Here is a 14,115-nt window from a genome sequence, read left to right on the forward strand (position 1 = left end):
GGCCGCTCCACAGGAGGTTCGCCATGCCCGCACGCCAACGGCGCCTGCTCGGCGCCGCGTTCACCGTCGTCGCCTGCCTCGGGGCCCAGGCCCTGGTCATCGCGACCGCGTCCGCCGCCACCGCCTCGGACGAGGTCGTGTCCAGAGGGGTCACGATCCCCGCGTTCTACAACCCGCCCGCCACCCTGCCCGCCGCGAACGGCGCCCTCGTCCGCAGCGAGCCCCTCCCCCTCGCCCTGAGCCTGCCCGGCCTCGACGGCACCCTCCCCGGCACCGCGACCCGGCTGATGTACAAGTCCACGGACTCCAACGGGCAGCCCGTCGCCGTCACCGGCGCCTACATCGAACCCTCCGCCGACTGGTCCGGCAGCGGCCCGCGCCCCCTCGTCGCGGTCGCCCCCGGCACCGTCGGCCAGGGCGACCAGTGCTCCGCGTCGATGGGCCTGGAGCATCCCCTCGTCTTCAACAGCCAGACGGTTTCCGTCGGTTACGAGGACCTCTCCATCTACCGCCTGCTCGCCGAGGGCGTCGCCGTCGTCGTCACCGACTACGTCGGACTCGGTGCCACGGACCGCCTGCACACCTACGTCAACCGGATCGACGAGGCGCACGCGGTGCTGGACGCCGTACGCGCAGCCCGTTCGCTCACCGGAACCTCGGTCACCGCCGCCTCACCGGTCGGGCTCTACGGCTACAGCCAGGGCGGAGGCGCCACCGCCGCGGCCGCCGAACTCCAGTCCTCCTATGCCCCCGACGTCACCCTCTCCGGAACCTACGCCGGAGCCCCGCCCGCCGACCTGACCTCGGTCACCAAGGCCATCGACGGCAGCGAACTCGCCGGTGCGCTGGGCTGGTCGCTCAACGGCTTCCTCCAGTCCGACCCGGCGCTGAAGCCCCTAGCCGAGGCCCACCTCAACGACGCGGGGAAGGCCGCGCTCACCGACCTGTCGACCATGTGCGTCGGCGACGCGCTGCTCGGCTACGCCTATAAGAAGAGCACCAGTTGGACCACGGACGGCCAGTCCATCAGCGACATCATCGCGTCGACTCCCGCCTTCCAGAGCTTCCTCGACGAGCAGCGCATCGGCACGCTGAAACCGTCGGGGCCCGTCCGCCTCGCGACCGGCGTCAGCGACAACCTCGTCCCGCACGCCCAGGCCCGCCAACTCGCCGTCGACTGGTGCGCGAAGGGCGCCGACGTCACCTACAAACCCGTCGTCCTGCCCAGCGTCGGCAGCGCGCTCCTCAACCACTTCGCACCCCTGCTCACCGACCAGGGCGACGCCATCTCCTGGCTCACCGACCGCCTCGCGGGCAGGCCGGCCACCTCCAACTGCTGGACCATGCCGGTCCAGCTCTGAGACCTCAGCCCACCGGCAGTCGCTTCGCGATGTTCCGTACGACCCCGCCCGCCAACTCGGCCGCCGTGCCGCACAGTTGCCTGCCCGGCTCCGGTGCGTACACGGTGAGCTGGAAGAGTTCGGTGGTGCCCTCGTCGACGTAGTCGAAGACGGCGACGATGTTCGGGTGGTGCAGCCGCCCGGCGTTGCGGGCCTCGCCCATCAGCCGCCGGGTGGCGCGATCGTCGTCGAGGCGCGCGCACTTGACGGCGACCCAGCGCTGCAGCCGCTCGTCCCAGGCCCGCCATACGACGCCCGTCCCGCCGGTGCCGATCGGTTCGCGCAGGAGATACCGGCCGTCGATCCTGTCCCCGGCCGCTGGCACCACCGACACCGCCCCACCCCTCACGCACAGTCCTGACGGGTAACGGAGTGTGCAGAGCGGGCAATTGGCGGTGATCGGATTCACCGGACTTCAGAGGGACCCACCCACTGCCACCACACCCTTCGGCGGTAACTCGATTTCCCCGTACGAGAATTGCGTTTCCTTTTATTGACAGTGTCATGCTCATTCACGCTACGCTCCCCGCGACCCGCACTCCCCTACGGCTTGCCGGAGTCCCCCCATGCCCGAGCACACCTCCCCCCACCCCACCCCCACCCTCAGCCGCCGCGGTCTGCTCGGCGCGACCGTACTCGGCGCGGTCGCCCTGACCGGTGCCGGCCAGACCAGAGCCGCCGCGGCCTCAACTCCCGCCGCCGTCAAGGAACTTCGCGAACGGGCCGTCGTCGTCGGCACCGGCTTCGGCGGCGGCGTCACCGCGTTACGGCTGGCCCAGGCCGGCGTCTCCACCCTGGTCCTGGAGCGTGGACTGCGCTGGCGGACGGGCCCGGACTCCACCACGTTCTGCCGCTTCGCGAACATGGACAACCGCTCCGCCTGGCTCACCGACCACGCCATCGTCGGCGGCGTCGACAAGACCTGGACGCCGTACACGGGCGTGCTCGAAGCCGTCGTAGGAAACGGCATGACCGCGATGTGCGGGGCGGCGGTCGGCGGCGGCTCGATCACGTACCACGGCATGACCCTGCAACCGACCAAGGCGGACTTCGCCACCTCCATCCCCCAGGCCGCCGCCCTCTACGACGACCTCAACCTGTGGGCCTACCCCACGGTTTCGCGGATGCTGGGCATCTCCACCGTCCCCTACGACGTCCTCGCCTCCGACCCCTACAAGTCCTCCCGCCTCTTCCAGGACGTCGCGCCGAGAGCCGGACTGACCCCGTTCAAGGTGCCGCTGCCCATCGACTGGGCGTATGTCCGGGGCGAGTTGGAGGGTCTGTACGACCCGACGTACACCACCAGCGACATCGCGTTCGGCGTCGACAACGGCGGCAAGCACTCCATCGACGTCACTTATCTCGCCCAGGCGGAGTCCACCGGCCTGGTGCAGGTGGCGCCCCTGCATGTCGTCCGCGACCTGGCGATGGACGCGAACAAGAAGTGGGTGCTGTCCGTCGACCGCATCGACACCGGCGGCGCGGTCCAGGAGAAGATCCGGATCACCGCGGACGCCGTGTTCCTCAACGCCGGATCGCCCGGCACCACCCGCCTCCTGGTCAAGTCCCGCGCCAAGGACCTGATTCCGGACCTGCCCGACGCCATCGGCACAGGCTGGGGCAACAACGGCGACCGCATCTGGGCCTGGATCAACCCGACCGGTGACGCGGGCACCCAGCAGGGCGGCCCCGCCTGCGTCGGCGGACGCGACCCGAACAGCAGCATCCCGCTCACCGTCGTCCACGCCGGATCCCCCATCCAGCAACCGGGCGTCACGGCCCTCACCGTCGTCGGCTTCGGCATCGTCGACGGCGCGGGCACCTGGGCCTACGACGCCGACACCGACGACGCCGTCCTCACTTGGCCGACCGACGCCGACGCCGAACTCCAGGCACTGATCGCGGCCAAGATGCAGGACATCGCCACGGCGGGCGGCGGCATCATGATCGACACCAACGCCCAAGCCCCGTCCACCTGGCACTCGTTGGGCGGTGTCCCCATGGGCGACGCGGTCGACCTCACCGGCCGAGTCCTCGGCCACCAGGGCCTCTACGTCCTGGACGGCGCCCGCATCCCCGGCTCCACCGGCGCCTGCAACCCGTCCATGACGATCGCCGCGCTCGCCGAACACAGCATGCGGACGATCGTGCAGCAGGACCTCGGGCGGGTGTTCTGACCTCAGCCCCAGGTCACCGGGAGCGCGCGCAGTCCGTACACGATGTTGTCCTGGTTGTAGGCGAGTTGGTCGACGGGGACGGCGAGCCGCAGACCGGGCAGGCGGCGGAACAGGGTCGTGAGAACGGTCTGGAGTTCCACCCGGGCCAGGGTCTGGCCCAGGCACTGGTGGATGCCGTAGCCGAAGGCGACATGGCGGCGCGCGTCCCGCGTGAGGTCCAAGTCGTCGGTCTCACCGAAGAGTTGGCGGTCCCGGTTGGCCGTCGAGAGCATGCAGATCACGCCGTCCCCGGCCGGGATCGTCACCTCACCCACCCGCACGGTCTCGGTCGCCGCGCGCCCCAGGCCCAGATGGATGATCGTGAGATGGCGCAGCAGCTCCTCCACGGCGCCCCGCACCAGACCCGGGTCCGCGCGCAACAGGCCCGCCTGGTCGGGGCGTTGGAGCAGCGCGAGCACGCTGACGGCCGTCATGTTGGCCGTCGACTCGTGCCCGGTGACCAGGAGAAGGAAGCCGAGTGACGCCGTCTCCTGGTCGGTCAGGTCCTCGCGGGCGGCGAGCCGGCTGAGGATGTCGTCGGCGGGGCGGCTGCGCTTCCGGGCCGCCAACTCCGCCAGATAGCCCATGAGTTGGGCGTGCGCCCGCTCCGCCTCCGGTCGGGTGGTGCGGTTGTCGAGGAGGGTGCGGCTGAGCGACTGGAACAGGTCGTGGTCCTCGTACGGCACTCCGAGCATCAGGCAGATGACCAGCGAGGGGACCGGCAGCGCGAAGTCCGCCACCAGGTCGGCCGAGGTGCGGCCCTCGGTCATGCGGTCCACGGCCCGGTCGACGATGTCCTGGATGCCCGGGCGCAGTTCCTCGATCCGCTTGACCAGGAAGTCCTTGCTGACCATGCGGCGCAGCCGGGCGTGCTCGGGGTCGTCCATGCGGATGAAACTCGGCTTGGCGGTGGCCAGTTCACGCTGCCCGGCGGAGAGGAAGGGGAAGCCCGGTGTGCGCGCGTCGGCGCTGAACCGGGTGTCGGCCAGCACGGCCCGGACCTCGTCGTAGCCGGTGACGAGCCAGCACGCGGTGCCGTCCGGCAGCACGGCACGGGTGACGGTGGCCTCGCGGGCGGCGTCGGTGTAGGCGGGCGGCGGGGAGAAGGGGCAACTGCCGTAGCGGGCGGGGAGTTCAAGGGAGGTCGCGGTCGTCATGGGCGGGCCGGCTCCTCTTCGTCGACCAGGGTGATGGCGCCACTGGGGCACAGGTCGGCGGCGAAACGGACCTCGTCGGCGTAGCGCACGTCCGGCTCCGGTACGAGCAGGGCGACCCTGCCTTCCTCCTCGTCCTGCTCGAAGACCTCGGGTGCCGCGCCGACGCACTGGCCAGCGCTGCAACAGCGTTCGCGGTCCAGGAGGACGACGAGAGAGGGCTGCCGGTCGGAGGGGGTGCGGAGGGTGTTGAGCGTGGCGCACATGGCGGCGGTCTGGCCCGCCAGGACCAGGAGTTCGACGAGTTGCCCGGGACCGAGGACTCGGGCGAGGCGGCCCCAAAGTGCGTCAGGAACCGGAGAGTTGAAAGCGAGCAGGTCGGCGGCTTCCAGGAGGTCGCTGTCCTCGCCCGCCCACGCGTGGGAGTCCAGGTCGCCCGCCGTCGCCTCGATCTCCGCGTCCGTGAGTCCGGCGTCCGCGGCCGGGGTGCGGTGCCGTCGGTGGACGTAGGGCGCGTCGAGACGGTGGGCGACGCGCAGGACGATCAGCTCGCGTCTGCGGTGGCCGAGGGTGCCCTCGTGGGTGAGGACGCGGGCGAGGGAGAGCCAGGCGTGGGCGAGGACGGGGTGGTGGGCGAGGGTGCCGAAGAGGTTCTCCCGGCCGGGGCCGTCCCGGTGGGAGTCGGCGAGCAACGCCCGCAGGACCGGGGGCCATTCGGCGGGCGGGAGGGGAGGGATACGGGGAGCGCGGGGGACGCGGGTCGTGGTCAAGGCGCTTTCACCTTCGTACGGAGTCACAGTGCCGTGGGCCGGGAGTCGACGTGGTTCACCAGCGGCACACGACCACTCCCGCGCTGGCCCCGCTCGCGAAGCCGAACATGCCGACCAGATCACCGCGTTGCAGCCGTCCGGCACCGAGCGCGGCGGCCAGTTGCAGGGGGATGGTGTTGGTCGCCACGTTGCCGTGGGTGGGAAAGGTGGCCAGGATGCGCCCCGGGTCCACGCCCACCCACTCGCACACGACCTTGGTGAAGGGCACCGACGGCTGGTGCACACAGACGAGGTCGAGGTCGTCGCCCTCGACGCCCAACTCCCGCATCGCGCCCCGCACTTTGCCCGGCAGCCCCTCGAACGACCCCACCAACTGGGCGGAGTCGATGCGGAGATGGCCGAGCCTGCGGTGCTGGGCGTACGGGTTGGGCAGGGTCGCCGCCCGCCAGCCCCAGGAGTTGGCGAAGAACCGGGAGCCGAGGATGCCGGGCCGCTCGCCCGCCTCGACCAGCAGCGCCGAGCCCATGTCGCCGGTGCTGAGGCTGGGCAGCGCGGTCGCCAGGTCGGCCGGGTCGTCGACCCGCCAGCGGCTCTCCCGGGTGCTGACCTCGGCGGTGGTCACCAGCACCCGCCGGTACCGGCCGCCCCGGATGAACGCGTCGGCGACCTCCAGCGCGTTGAGGACTCCGTTGCAGGCGTTCTTCAGGTCGAACACCGGGCAGCCCAGGCCGAGTTTGTCGGCGACGACATGGGCGGTGGCCGGCTCCTCCATGTCGGCGAGGATGCCGGCGTAGAGGAGCAGGTCGATGTCGGCCGGGTCGGTGCCGGTGTCCTCGAAGAGGCGCCGGGCCGCGTGCGCGGCCAGGTCGGAGGGCTGCTCCAGGTCGTCGGCCACGGTGCGCTCGGCCAGCCCGTACATGCGCCGGAGCACCCCGCGCGCCAGCGGCACGGCGGGGCTGCCCGCCCGGAAGCGGTCCTCCACCGCGGCCACGCTCTGCCGTCCCTCGGGGATGTGGACGGTGGCGTGAACGATCGTGCTGTGAACGGTCATTGATCCTTCCTGTGTTCAGTGCTCTCCGGTGAAGAGCAGCACCACGTTGTGCCCGCCGAACCCGAAGGAGTGGCTGACGGCGGCCCGGACGCGCTGCCGGCGGGGGAGGCCGGTCACGCAGTCGAGGTCGTAGGGGAGGTTGTCCGGGGTGAGGTTGGCGATCGGCGGCACGGTGGAGCGGTGCACGGTCAGGGCGGTGAGCGCGGCCTCGACCGCGCCGGCCGCGCCGAGACCGTGGCCCAGAACTCCCTTGGGAGCGGTGACACTTGGCCGGTGCGGCAGCACCCGCTCGATCAACTCCGCCTCGGTGAGGTCGTTGAGCGGGGTCGAGGTGCCGTGCGCATTGACGTGGTCGACGTCTCCGGGACCGAGCCCGGCCTCCGCGAGCGCGGCCCGCAGCGCGGCCTCGGCGTGAACTCCCCCTGGCGCGGGCGCGGTTGGGTGGAAAGCGTCGGAGGTCTGGCCGACGCCCGCGAGCCGGGCGTAGCGCCGCTGTCCACGGGCGCGGGCGTCCGCCTCCCGTTCCAGGACGAGGACGGCGGCCCCCTCGGCGATCACGAACCCGTCCCGGTCCGCCGCGAACGGCCGTGAGGCGGCGCCGGGTTCACCGACCCGGGACGACAACGCGCCCATCCGCTGGAAGCCGGAGGTGATCACCGGGGTGACGGCCGCCTCCGCGCCGCCCGCCACCGCGATGTCGCACAGCCCGGCGAGCAGCAGCGCGCGGGCGGTGGCCACGGCACTGGCCCCGGAGGCACAGGCGCTCTCGGTCGCCAGGGAGGGACCGTGGGCGCCGAGGTCCAACAGGACTTCCCCTGCTGCCATGTTGGAGATCAGCATGGGCACGAGCGCGGGCGACACCAGCTCCGGGCCGCCCTGGTGGTGGCGGAGGGTCTGGTCCTCCAGGTGGGCGGCGCCGGCCAGACCCGAGCCGATGACCACGGCGACCCGTGCGCCGTCCCACCCGGCGGGGTCGAGCCCGGCGTCGGCGACGGCCTCCCGCGCGGCGAGCACGGCCAGCTGGCTGAAGCGGCCCATGCGCCAGGCCTTGCCGCCGCCGATCCGGGCCTGTTCCGGTGTCATGAGGGGGATACGGCAGGACAAGTCGACGGCGCAGCCCTTGAGTTCGGGGTCCGTGGCCGCCGTAGAACGACCGGACAGGACCCCCTCCCAGGTGGCCGCGCGGCCGACCCCGGCCGGGGTGATGAGCCCCAGACCGGTGACGGAGACGGGTGCGCAGGGTGCTGTCATCACGCGCGCTTGGCGTTCAGCGTGGCGACGAGCTCACCCACGGTGCTGTGCCGGGCGGCCTCCTCCTCCGCGACCGGAACCCCCAGCTCCTCCTGGAGCGCCAGGGCGAGTTCGGCCAGCGCGAGCGAGTCGAGGTCGAGGCTCTCCAGGGTGGCCTCCGGGCGGATGTACTCGGGGCTGACCTCGAACTTCTGGGTGAGTACGGCGGTCACGGCACTCTGGACGGGAGACATGGCGTTCCTTTCGACGAGTGAGCGGAGCTGCACGATCGGGGCGCTCGACCTGTTTCGCGGTACGCGAAGACAGCGAGCACCGGCGGACGGGGAACAGCGGCGGACGGGACACAGCGGGTCCGCCCGCGAACGGGCGAGGTCTCAGACGACCGGCACCCGCACGGGGTCGACAGCCTCGATCCCGGACGCGGCCGACAGCTCCGGCCAGACCAGGGCCGCCGAGCCCCAGGTGAGCCCGGCGCCGAAGGCGGTGAGCAACACCCGTTGCCCGGCGTGGAGTTCACCGCGCGCGGCGGCGTCGGCGAGGGCCAGCGGGATGGAGGCGGCACCGGTGTTGCCGACCCGGGCGATGTTGGTGACATGCCGGTCGTCGGGCACGGGGATACGGGCGCCGACGGCGGACAGGATCCGGGCGTTGGCCTGGTGGGCGCAGAACCGGTCGATGTCCTCGGCCGCCCAGTCCGCGCGCTTGAGCACGGTGTGGGCGGACTGCGTCATACGGGTCACCGCATGCTGGAAGACATCGTGTCCCCGCATACGGAAGTAGCGGTCGTCCGGGCCGAATTCGCCCGGGCTGGAGCGTTCCAGCGCACCACCGCCGGGCACCTGGATCAGCTCGTCCCCCGAGCCGTCGCTGCCGAGGTCGAACGCCAGCACCGCGCCCGGCTCGTCCGGTGCCCCGCGCCGCAGTACGGCCGCCCCGGCACCGTCGCCGAACAGGATCCCGGCGGAACGGTCCTGTGGATCGAGGAGCGTCGAGTACACCTCGGCCGCGACCAGCAGCACCCGGTCGGCACACCCCGAGGTCAGGGCGCCGACGGCGGCGGCGAGGCCGTAGACGAATCCGCTGCACGCGGCGGAGACGTCCCAGGCGGCCGGTCCGCCGAGGCCGAGGCGGGTGGCGAGCCGGGGGGCCATGGCGGGCATCGGCCGGTCGGGGGTGGAGGTGGCGACGACGACGGCGTCGACCGCCGGTCGCCCGGCCGCCGAGAGGGCCCGGCCGGCCGCCTCCAGCGCGAGGTCGCCGGTGGTCACCCCCGGTGCCGCGCGCCGCCGTTCGCCGATGCCGGTGCGTCTGCGCACCCAGGCGTCGTCGACACCCCACGCGGCGGGCAGGGCGTCGTTCGCCACCGCGTCCGGGGGGACGTAACCGGCGATGCCCTCGAGCACGGCCGTGCGCGACGGCGTCAAGAGGGGGGCTGCGCTGGGCAGTCGGAGGGTCACACACGCCTCGTTCGTCAGTGATCTTGGACGAGCGAGCACGACTGTAGATCGGATCAAGATCCGGCCGGGAACGTGACACGATGCGAACTGGTGAGCCAAATATGGCCCCCCACCAGCAAAAACGCAGGTCGGCGGGCGAAGTGAGGAAACGTTACGGCCGTTATGCCGCCCACGGATCACCCGAAAGGGGACGGCCGGTGACGCCGTTCGGCACACAACCGCCCCGGAGGACACGCCAGTTCACCGGGTCGGGTGACGACGCTGGGACAATGGGCCCATGAGCATCGTCAAGATCAACGTACTCACCGTCCCCGAAGAGCAGCGCGAGACGCTGGAGAAGCGGTTCGCGAACCGCGCCGGGACGGTCGACGGCTCGGACGGCTTCGAGTGGTTCGAGCTGCTCCGCCCCGTCGAGGGCACCGACACCTACCTCGTCTACACCCGCTGGCGCGCCGAGGAGGACTTCCAGAAGTGGATGTCCGGCATGGGCCAGGCCGCCCACCGCGGCACACCCCAGGACGGCTCCGCGCAGGGCGAGCGCCCGAAGCCCGCCGCGTCGGACGCCACACTGTGGACCTTCGAGGTGATCCAGCAGGCAGGCCCCAAGCAGGACTGACGCGCACTACTGCGCCTCCCGCACCGCCGTCAGTTCGCGCAGGACGCGGGTCAGGTCGTCCGGTGCCGCCGCGAGGCGGACCGGGCGGCCCCCGTCGTCGAGTTCGGCGATGTGCCAGTCACCGGGCACGGTCTCGCCGTCGCCGCCCCGGGCCCGCCGTACGGCCTTGACAGTGAGCCGCTCCACCGGAATCCGCCGGGCCGCGAACCGCCCCGGGCCCGGGGTCACCGCGGGCGGCCCGTCGCCGAGGGCGATATGGGTGCCGAAGCAGTACGGGTTGTAGTCGGTGTGCTCCAGGAAGCGGGCGGACACGAACACCTCGCCGTCCAACTCGGGCAGTTCTACGGCCACTTCGGCCCCGTCGGCCGGGCGGACCCGGGTTTCGCGCCAGGCCCACACCAGCAGCGCGGCCGTGCCGAGCGTGCCCACCGCCGCCCAGGTGATCGTGGCGGGTGAGTCCAGCAGGGCCGTGGGGTGCAGGTACCACAGCGGCACCAGCCACAGAGCCGTACCGCCGAGCGGGACCACGAACGGCAGGGCGGACGGCAGGACTTCGTCGTCGGGCAGCCGCCGTCCACGCACCCGCTGCACGGTCAGCGCGCCGGGGTAGCCCGCGGCGAGGGCGGCGAGGGCCGACATGACGGCCAGGGTGCCGGCGTTCGGGACGTGCCGGTGCCAGACGTACCGCGAGCCGGTGACGACCCTCACCTCGCCGCGCCAGAAGGTGAGTTGGACCTTGTCACCGGCACGGAAACCGTCGGCGGCCTCGACCGGAACCTCAAGGCGCGCGAACGGCCGGTCGTCGGCGAAGTACAGCCAACTGCTCTTCTTGGGCCGGTTGGGGTCGGTCCGCGCGATCACGGCCGACGTGTAGGTCAGACACTCCCGGCGCTCGGCGACCGGGGTCGACGCGGTGCACGGGACGGCCGCGCGCCAAGCCCGCTGGTCGGCCGCGGTGCCCGACACGAACGCGGCGGCCACGCCCGCGCCCACCAGCAGCCCCACGCACCACAGGACCGCGGCCCCCGCCCACCCGCGCCCGGCGGTACGGTCCGAGACGACGGGGACGGCCACCGACTCCGCCACCCCGATCCCGTGACGCTGATGCAGCACGCGCAGATCGGCCAACTTCTCCTCGAACAAATCGAGTTCGTACGGCCCGGTCGCGACCGGCAGGGGCAGCGTCCGGCTGTGCCCGTCCCGCAGCAGCACACCGACGCGACGGATCTGCCCGCCCCGCGAACCGTTCCTGCGCTTCAGCCGTATCCGCAGCTCGGCAACGTCGGGCCAGGGCACGCTCCAGCGGCGCAACAGAGTCCAGGACCGCAGACCGCGCGCGTCGGCACTGACCCGGGCGGTGACCAGGTGCAGCGACACAAGCCCGACAAGCGCGAACGACCCGCCGACGGCCACCCACAACACACTCGGACCGCGATACGCCGCCCACACCACCGATGCCCCAACACCCGCCGCCGCGAACGCCACGGACAGCCACAGGGCGCGGCGCGGACGAGCACGGCAGTGCACTTCGCGGACGTCGGTCGTCATGGCCTCAACTCTGCCCCGGCCCGCACGGCAAGCGCTTGTGCGATGTCCGGCAGCGTTCCGGCCTGCCAGGTTGCCCGAGGGAGGCAAGGTGCCCGACGGACCCCAGGAGTGCCCTCGTTGGCACCTCCTCCACGGCAGCCCCACCGAAGTGACATGACCCGTTCACCGATCCTCCACATACGAAGCTCTGCGCCGAAAGAATCCGGCCATTGACTCACTTCGCGCGGCATCCACCGGGAAGTCGCGAAGCGCCTCGTTCGTTTCGTTTCCTCAGGTGGAGGGACACGTGCTGTCCGCGCAGAAGGGCTCCGGCCGAACGGAGCCCCACAGACCCGTGCTCGATCCGCCGCCCCGGCGCCCACAGGCCGCCCGAGGGCTGGGCGACCGCGTCTTCCGCTACCAGTTGACGGCCACCGGGGTAGTAGTCCTCGGCATCATGGCCGCCGTAGGACTGTTCCTCCTCCTACGGGCCACCCAGGCACTCCGCGCCACCGGCCCGTCATTCCTCACGACGGCCCAATGGCAGCCGGACGTCCACAGGTTCGGCATCGCGGCGGTCCTCACCGGCACCCTGCTGATCGCGGCGGTCGCGGTCACGATCTCCGTACCACTGGCGGTCGGGACGGCACTGTTCATCTCGGACGTGGCCCCGCGGGGCCTGCGCCGCACCCTGGTGAGCCTGGTGGACCTGATGGCGGCGGTCCCGTCCGTGGTCTACGGCCTCTGGGGCCTCTTCTTCCTCCAGGCCCATGTGATCGGCCTGTCGCGCTGGCTGTCCGACTGGTTCGGCTGGATCCCGCTGTTCAAGGTCGACGGCACCCACCCCGGCGACCCGCTGGCCTCCGCGAGCGTCTACACCGCGTCCGCGTTCGTCGCCGGGATCGTCGTCGCGCTCATGGTGGCGCCCATCCAGTGCTCGGTGATGCGCGAGGTCTTCGCCCAGGCCCCGGCCGGCGAACGCGAGGGCGCCTACGCGCTCGGCGCGACCCGCTGGGGCATGATCCGCGCGGTCGTCCTGCCCTACGGCAAGGGCGGCATCATCGGCGGCACGATGCTGGGGCTCGGCCGGGCGATGGGCGAGACGATCGCCGTCTACATGATCATCTCGCCGGTCTTCGTGATCCAGCCGCACATCCTGCAGACCGGCTCCAACTCGGTCTCCTCCCTCATCGCCCTGCACTACGGCGACGCCTCCTCCTTCGGCATGTCGGCGCTGATGGCGGCGGGCCTGACGCTGTTCCTGCTCACCCTGGCGGTCAACTTCACCGCCTCCACGATCGCGGCCCGCTCGCGGTCCGGCGCGCAGAGCGAGGCATGAGATGACGGTCGTAGAAGAAGCAGTAGTGACACGGGAGTTGGAAGCCCCGGCCACCCAACTACCGGACGTACCACGGCGGATAGGCGGCCCCACCCGCTCCGGAGTGCTGGCCCTGTCCGGTGCCGCGGTGTCGGGCCTGTGCGTGAGCGTGCTCCTGTTCGGCGAACTGGCCCCCTTCTCCGGAACGTTGGGCTTCGCCGTCACCTGGTACACGGTCTCCCTAGTCGTCTACGGCGTACTCACGAGCCTGGAGGAGAACGGCCAGGCGGTACGGGACCGGGTGATGACGGTGGTGCTGTGGACGGCGGCGGCCCTGCTGTTCTCCGCCCTCGCCATGGTCGTCGGCTTCACCCTCTGGCGGGGCCGAGAGGCACTCACCTACACCAACTTCTTCCACCAGGACATGCAGGCGGCGGGCCCGCTGGACCCGCTGGGCGTAGGCGGCATAGCCCACGCGATGGTCGGCACCCTCCTCATGATCACCATCGCGCTGCTGATCACCGTCCCGCTGGGGCTGGCCTGCGCGGTGTACCTCAACCAGATCCCCGGCCGCTTCTCCCGCTTCGTCCGCACCATCGTCGAGGCGATGACCGCACTGCCGTCCATCGTGGCCGGCCTCATGGTCTACGCCGTCTGGGTCCTCCAACTGGGCATGGAGAAGTCGGGACTTGCGGCGGGCTTCGCGATCAGCGTGATGATGCTGCCGATCGTGATCAGAGCGGCGGACGTGGTCCTGCGCCTGGTCCCCGGCACACTCACCGAGGCGGCGGAGGCCCTGGGCGCACCACGCTGGCGAACGGTCTGGCACGTGGTCCTGCCAACGGCCCGCTCAGGCCTGGCAACGGCAGTAATCCTCGGCACGGCCCGCGGCATCGGCGAGACATCCCCGGTCCTCCTCACCGCGGGCTTCACAGCCGCCACGAACTACGACCCCCTGCACGGCCCGATGATCTCGCTCCCCCTCGCGGTCTTCAGCTTCGTCCGCTCCCCCGAACCGGCGATGATCGCCCGCGGCTTCGGAGCGGCGGCGGTACTCATGGCCCTGGTCCTGATCCTGTTCATAATCGCCCGAGTGATCGGCGGCCGGGGCCCAGGCCAACAAACCCGCAGCCAGGCCCGCCGCACGGCTCGCGCTTCGCGGCGGGATGTGGCGCGGTTCGATGAACTCAGGGCGCCGGGGCTGTCGTTGTTCGACACCCAACCCCACGAGCCGTCCGAATCGCCGACAACGAGACCCACCCCCGCACCTGAACCACCCGCAGCCACGGACGGCGAACCACCCGCAGTCACCCCCACCGGCCACGACTCACCCGCACCCGCCGACGACGAACCCG

13 protein-coding genes are annotated in these 14,115 nt (G+C 71.6%); 5 read left to right on the forward strand and 8 right to left on the reverse strand.

The window, feature by feature from the left end; all coding sequences use genetic code 11:
• Positions 1-23 precede the first annotated feature (23 nt).
• Positions 24-1,361, forward strand: coding sequence for a lipase family protein (locus SSP08S_RS50595; protein ID WP_019075307.1), 1,338 nt, complete (start codon positions 24-26; stop codon positions 1,359-1,361).
• Positions 1,362-1,365: 4 nt separating this feature from the next.
• Here SSP08S_RS50595 and SSP08S_RS50600 read toward each other — a convergent pair whose 3' ends face one another.
• Positions 1,366-1,734 carry a protein kinase domain-containing protein gene (locus SSP08S_RS50600; RefSeq protein WP_019075308.1) on the reverse strand — a complete coding sequence of 123 codons (369 nt, stop codon included), beginning with the start codon at positions 1,732-1,734 and terminating at the stop codon, positions 1,366-1,368.
• 232 nt (positions 1,735-1,966) lie between these two features.
• Here SSP08S_RS50600 and SSP08S_RS50605 point away from each other — a divergent pair, with 232 nt between their 5' ends.
• Positions 1,967-3,577, forward strand: a complete 1,611-nt coding sequence (locus SSP08S_RS50605; protein ID WP_019075309.1) for a GMC oxidoreductase — start codon at positions 1,967-1,969, stop codon at positions 3,575-3,577.
• A 2-nt stretch (positions 3,578-3,579) separates the two neighbouring features.
• Here SSP08S_RS50605 and SSP08S_RS50610 read toward each other — a convergent pair whose 3' ends face one another.
• From SSP08S_RS50610 to SSP08S_RS50635, 6 genes are all read right to left on the reverse strand, one after another.
• A complete protein-coding gene (locus SSP08S_RS50610) occupies positions 3,580-4,773 on the reverse strand; it encodes a cytochrome P450 (protein ID WP_019075310.1) in 1,194 nt (397 codons plus the stop codon).
• The gene (locus tag SSP08S_RS50615) at positions 4,770-5,540 is read right to left on the reverse strand and encodes a ferredoxin (RefSeq protein WP_019075311.1); all 771 of its coding nucleotides are present in this window, start codon (positions 5,538-5,540) and stop codon (positions 4,770-4,772) included. Before SSP08S_RS50615 ends, SSP08S_RS50610 begins: the two co-directional genes overlap by 4 nt.
• Positions 5,541-5,595: 55 nt before the next feature.
• Positions 5,596-6,591, reverse strand: coding sequence for a 3-oxoacyl-ACP synthase III family protein (locus tag SSP08S_RS50620; protein WP_019075312.1), 996 nt, complete (start codon positions 6,589-6,591; stop codon positions 5,596-5,598).
• 15 nt (positions 6,592-6,606) lie between these two features.
• Positions 6,607-7,842, reverse strand: coding sequence for a beta-ketoacyl-[acyl-carrier-protein] synthase family protein (locus SSP08S_RS50625; protein ID WP_019075313.1), 1,236 nt, complete (start codon positions 7,840-7,842; stop codon positions 6,607-6,609).
• Complete coding sequence (locus tag SSP08S_RS50630; RefSeq protein WP_019075314.1) at positions 7,842-8,075, reverse strand: phosphopantetheine-binding protein; 234 nt, start codon at positions 8,073-8,075, stop codon at positions 7,842-7,844. Before SSP08S_RS50630 ends, SSP08S_RS50625 begins: the two co-directional genes overlap by 1 nt.
• A 141-nt stretch (positions 8,076-8,216) precedes the next feature.
• Complete coding sequence (locus SSP08S_RS50635; RefSeq protein ID WP_019075315.1) at positions 8,217-9,299, reverse strand: beta-ketoacyl-ACP synthase III; 1,083 nt, start codon at positions 9,297-9,299, stop codon at positions 8,217-8,219.
• Positions 9,300-9,576: 277 nt separating this feature from the next.
• On the opposite strand from SSP08S_RS50635, the gene SSP08S_RS50640 reads away from it, so the two are divergent.
• Complete coding sequence (locus SSP08S_RS50640; protein WP_019075316.1) at positions 9,577-9,915, forward strand: antibiotic biosynthesis monooxygenase family protein; 339 nt, start codon at positions 9,577-9,579, stop codon at positions 9,913-9,915.
• Between the two features lie 6 nt (positions 9,916-9,921).
• Here the strand turns inward: SSP08S_RS50640 and SSP08S_RS50645 are convergent, their stop codons facing one another.
• Complete coding sequence (locus SSP08S_RS50645) at positions 9,922-11,463, reverse strand: membrane protein (RefSeq protein WP_026179528.1); 1,542 nt, start codon at positions 11,461-11,463, stop codon at positions 9,922-9,924.
• A gap of 334 nt (positions 11,464-11,797) precedes the next feature.
• On the opposite strand from SSP08S_RS50645, the gene pstC reads away from it, so the two are divergent.
• Positions 11,798-12,781, forward strand: coding sequence for a phosphate ABC transporter permease subunit PstC (gene pstC, locus SSP08S_RS50650; RefSeq protein WP_102133589.1), 984 nt, complete (start codon positions 11,798-11,800; stop codon positions 12,779-12,781).
• A gap of 1 nt (position 12,782) precedes the next feature.
• Positions 12,783-14,115, forward strand: a 1,333-nt coding sequence (gene pstA / locus SSP08S_RS57700; RefSeq protein ID WP_078532845.1) for a phosphate ABC transporter permease PstA, incomplete at its 3' end; no start/stop codon positions are given.

It is taken from the genome of Streptomyces hokutonensis (assembly GCF_000376565.1).
Classification (GTDB): Bacteria; Actinomycetota; Actinomycetes; order Streptomycetales; family Streptomycetaceae; genus Streptomyces; species Streptomyces hokutonensis.

Excerpts from the sequence above, each read along its gene's own strand:
- SSP08S_RS50595 (WP_019075307.1), top strand. The coding sequence starts at position 24 with ATGCCCGCACGCCAACGGCGCCTGCTCGGCGCCGCGTTCACCGTCGTC.
- SSP08S_RS50605 (WP_019075309.1), top strand. The coding sequence starts at position 1,967 with ATGCCCGAGCACACCTCCCCCCACCCCACCCCCACCCTCAGCCGCCGC.
- SSP08S_RS50610 (WP_019075310.1), bottom strand. The coding sequence starts at position 4,773 with ATGACGACCGCGACCTCCCTTGAACTCCCCGCCCGCTACGGCAGTTGC.
- SSP08S_RS50620 (WP_019075312.1), bottom strand. The coding sequence starts at position 6,591 with ATGACCGTTCACAGCACGATCGTTCACGCCACCGTCCACATCCCCGAG.
- SSP08S_RS50625 (WP_019075313.1), bottom strand. The coding sequence starts at position 7,842 with ATGACAGCACCCTGCGCACCCGTCTCCGTCACCGGTCTGGGGCTCATC.
- SSP08S_RS50630 (WP_019075314.1), bottom strand. The coding sequence starts at position 8,075 with ATGTCTCCCGTCCAGAGTGCCGTGACCGCCGTACTCACCCAGAAGTTC.
- SSP08S_RS50640 (WP_019075316.1), top strand. The coding sequence starts at position 9,577 with ATGAGCATCGTCAAGATCAACGTACTCACCGTCCCCGAAGAGCAGCGC.
- SSP08S_RS50645 (WP_026179528.1), bottom strand. The coding sequence starts at position 11,463 with ATGACGACCGACGTCCGCGAAGTGCACTGCCGTGCTCGTCCGCGCCGC.